Source organism: Tahibacter caeni, assembly GCF_024609805.1.
Classification (GTDB): domain Bacteria; phylum Pseudomonadota; class Gammaproteobacteria; order Xanthomonadales; family Rhodanobacteraceae; genus Tahibacter; species Tahibacter caeni.
On record NZ_JANFVR010000380.1, the window covers coordinates 1 to 4,105 of the forward strand.

3 protein-coding genes are annotated in these 4,105 nt (G+C 72.8%); all 3 read right to left on the reverse strand.

Features of this window, described 5'->3' with window-relative positions; translation table 11 throughout:
- On the reverse strand, window positions 1–228 hold a 228-nt coding region (locus tag NON22_RS21110; protein WP_257388961.1), incomplete at its 3' end, for a hypothetical protein.
- Between the two features lie 59 nt (window positions 229–287).
- Entirely contained in the window at window positions 288–713 is a 426-nt protein-coding gene (locus tag NON22_RS21115; protein ID WP_257388962.1) for a hypothetical protein, read from the reverse strand.
- A 218-nt stretch (window positions 714–931) separates the two neighbouring features.
- Window positions 932–4,105 (reverse strand): CHAT domain-containing tetratricopeptide repeat protein (locus tag NON22_RS21120; protein WP_257388963.1); only part of this gene is annotated, 3,174 nt, incomplete at its 5' end.

Consider the following 4,105-nt stretch of genomic DNA (forward strand, 5'->3'; position numbering starts at 1 on the left):
CTTGTCGGCCGCCTCGACGACATGGTCGGGCGGCCGTGCACAGATGTCGGCCGCACGCGCGCCGGCCGGCTCGCCGCCGTCGGCCAGCGGCTTGTGCGTCGGATCATCGGCCGTCTGAACCGCCGGCCGTCCTGGCGGCGCGCCGGCCGGTGTCGCGATGCGGCCGCCGCAGGATGCGAGCAGGAAAACCATCGCCGCCAGCGCGGCAGACCGGTTCAGCAACATCATGACCTTTCCCCCTTGGAGAACGGCGCAGGCGTTGCGGGCTCCGCCTGCGCCACGTGCGCTCAGTCGACGTCGCCGGCCCAGCTGCCGTCGTCGGGATCGCCGCCGCCGCCGCCGATGGTCTTGCTGATGAAGCAGTGGATGGTGCTGGTGCGCTGGGTCGGATTGCCGGTCAGGCTCAGGCAGAACGCGCGGTTGTGGTAGGCGATTTCGTTGGTGACCGGATCGGGCGGATCCGGGGTCATGATGTTGCCGGTGATCTGGTCGTGCAGCGGATCGAACGTCACGCCGGTCGCATTCTTCCAGACGCTGACGTAGTCGGAGTTGTTGCTGGTCAGCTTCAGCTCGTCGATGACCTTCTCGCTGGTCACGGGGTCGACCGCGAGGACGACTTCCATCGTGTCCTCGTACTCGACACAGACGATTTCGGGATAGTCGATGGTGTGGTTGATCCGGTAGATGTTGTTTTCGAACGAGGTCAGCGGCATGAGGGCCCCCTAGTGCACGGCTTCGATGACGGAATGGCCGCAGGAAGACTGCGGCAGCGGTTTCGTCCCGCAGCCAGGCGCAGGTGCCGGGCAGCCGCCACGCGGCGCCCGTCGCAGAGCGTGCCGGTCAGGCGGCGGAGTCCGTCCGGAATTTCCGCGCGCTGCCTGTGGGACAGCAACCTACTGCACGCAGCGCGCGCAACATCTCACCTGGCGTGCTACCAGCCCCAGACGGCGACGCCGGCCCACAGCGCCGGATTGGCCGCGGGGTATTGCCGCAGCAGCGCGAGCTGCGCCTCGCGCAGCGCACGCGCGGGGTTTTCCGCCGCGAGGCGCGGGTCGGCGTAGAAGCGGTCCATGAGTTCGGGCATGGCCGCGTCGTCGACCGGCCACAACGTCGCCACGACGTGGCGCGCGCCGGCCTGCAGGAACGCATACGCGACGCCGAACGTGCCCTCGTCCTGCACCGCGCGGCCGGTCGCCGTGTCGCAGGCGCCGAGCACGACGAGCGCGGCGGGCAGGCGGCTCGCGCCGATGCGCCGCGCCGACAGGAAACCGTCGACGCCGTTGCCCCGCGCGTCGAACAGCGACAGCACGAGGCCGGAGCCGCTGGCGCCGCCGCGGTCGCCGGTTCCATGTGTTGCAAAATGTACGATGTCGTATTTTTCCACATGGCCTGACTGCAGCGCCGCCGTCGACGCGTCGAAGCCCGCGAGCAGGGTGCTGCGTTCGGCGCCGAGACGTTCGCGCACGCGGCGTATCTCGTCGCCGCTGCCGCGCAGGCGGCCCGGACCGTCGCGCCGCGACATCGCCGACTCTGACGCGACGGGCGCGAGACCCAGGCGCGGATCGTCGCGCGCATAGACCGGGTCGCCGATCAGCAGCGCGGCGAAGTCCGGGCGCAGCTCGCGCAGCGGCGGGCGCAGCAGCAGCCAGGTCGCCGGCAGCAGCGCGATCTCGTGATGCTCGAGCAGATAGCCCGGCGTCTCGCCGCAGCGCAGCGCCGCGAACGGCAGGCCGTCGAGCGCGGTGTCGCCGACGACGAGCACGCGCGGCGTGTCGACCTGCGCGGCGATCGGCTGCCAGATCGCCGCGCAGGCGCGGCCCAGCGCTTCGCGCCAGTCCGCGCCCGGCGCCGCGCCGTCGGCGCCGAGGCTCACGCGGGCTTCCTGCACGCGCGCGGCGAGCACTTCCTGCGCGGCCAGCGATGTCGAGTGGAACGCGCCGCGCTGCACGATCCAGGCGAAGCTGGCCTGCGGCAAGGTGCGATAAACGACGAGACTCGTGTCCTCGGGCAGCACTCGCTGCAGCTGGGCCAGCGACACGCCGGCGACGGTCGCGGCCGGATCGGGCGCCGCGGCCGCGTCGAGCGAGCGCAGGGTGGCCTCGGCGGCGCGGATGTCGGCTTCGATGCGGCGGCGCATTTCGTCGGCGTTCGCATCCTCGCCAAGCTTCCAGCGATTCAGTGCGAGCGCCGAGAGCTGGGCCTGCGTGCGCTCGCGCTGCGACTCGGCGCCGGCGTCGGTCGCCGCCGGCAGCGGCATCGCGTCGAGGCGCGCGCGCAGGCTCCGCGCGCGAAAGCGTTCGCTGAGCGCGAGCGCATCGGCCGCACGCCGCGGCCGGCCGGCAGCGTCGACGTCTTCCATCAGCAGCGACAGCAGGCCGACCTGCGCGTCGCGCTGGCTCGCCAGAAACGTAGCGCGCTGCTCCAGGTCGTAGACGTAGGAGCCGGCCTCATCGACTTCGGCGATGGCCTCGCGATAGGCCGCTTCGGCCGCGCCGCGACGGCCCTGCGCGCGCAGCGCGCCGGCGCGCAGGGCCTGCGCTTCGATGCGCTGCAGCGGCGTGAGCTGGCGGGATTTCAACGCCGCCTCGCTCAGGCGCCGGGCCAGCGCGGCGTCGCCGTGCTGCAGCTGCGCATGGGCGAGCTCGATGCCCGCGAGATCGTGCAGCTTGCCGCGCTCGAGCCCGGCGCTCGCGTCGTAGGCCTGCTGCGCCGCGGCCAGCGCCTGCTCCGGCGCATCGCTGCGGCGATAGATGCGCGCCGCGCGCAGGCGGCTCTCGACCGACAGTTCGGGCCGGCCGCCGGCCTTCTGTGCTTCGGCGACGGCCTGCTCCATCGACGCGCGCGCCTGCGCGACCTGTCCGTCGGCGAGCTGCGCCTCGGCCAGTCGGCCGAGCGACGCGATGATCTGGTCCGGCCGGTTCTGACTGCGCACGAGCTCCAGCGCGCGCTGCTGCAGATCCACGGCCAGCGCGGTCTCGCCGAGCAGCAGCTGCACGCCGCCCTGGTTGCGCAGCGCGAGCGCCAGTCTCGACGTGTCGTTGTCGTAGGCGATGCGCGCGCGTTCGAAGCCGCGCGCCGCGTCGGACAGGCGGCCGCGGCCGAGCTGCACGAGCGCGAGGTTGTTCAACGCGTCGCCGCTGCGGTGCGTGGCATCGATCGCGTTCCAGGCGGCGACGGCCTGCTCGAAATAGTCCTCGGCGCGGTCGGCCTCGCCGAGCACCCAGTAAGCGCCGCCGAGGTTGTTCAGCGCCGTGGCGATGCGCGGGGCGTCGCCGCTGGTCCGCGACAGGGCCAGCGCATCCTCGTAGCAGCGGCGCATGTCGGCGTTGCTCGCACGCGGCGCGCTGTTGAGACAGAGGTTGTTGCGGACGGTCGCTTCCAGCAGCGGATCGTCGACGCCGTCGAGCGCGGCCAGTGCGCGTCGCAGCGGCGCCACGGCGCCCGCCAGGTCGCCGCTGTGGTAGTGGTGCATGCCGATGTTGTTCAGCGCCGTGGCCAGGCCGTGCGGATCGCCGCGCCGCTGCCAGACCGGCAGCGCGCGCTCGAGCGCGGCGATCGCCGCCTCGCGCTGCGATCGCCAGCCGAGCAGGCGTTCGTGCAGGCTCACGCAGCGCAGATAGCCGTCGTCGTCCTGCAGCGCGAGCCGCTTCGCGCAGAGTTCCGCGGCCAGATCGGACGCGGCCGGCTCGCGGCGGCGCTTGCGGTCGGCCAGGCGCTGCGCGAGTTCGGTTTCGTCCAGATCGAGGCGGAAGCGCGGCTCGGCCGCCGCGGCCGGCGTCAACGTCTCCTGCGACAGCTCTATCGCGCCGTCGGGCGAGCCCTTCGGCGGACCGCGCACCTGCAATTCCAGCGGGCCGTCGGCCTCGGCCAGCGCGAGTCGATGCTCGCCGCGGCGCAGCAGATCGTTCTCGCTGAATTGCAGCCGCGCAGATCCGGCGACGAGTTCGGCGGTGACGTCGACGCCGTGCTCGACGATGCGCAGCCGCAGCGGCGCGCCCGGGTCCCGCAGCGCGAAACGGCGCGATTCGTCGGCCCGCAGCGGCAGTTGCACCGCTGCGCCGACCGGCAACGTCTCGACCGGCGGAAGCGGCGCGGCCGGCGCCGG

What these genes read in the sequence shown, in the direction of transcription:
- NON22_RS21115 (WP_257388962.1), bottom strand. Translation starts at nt 713, where the DNA reads ATGCCGCTGACCTCGTTCGAAAACAACATCTACCGGATCAACCACACC.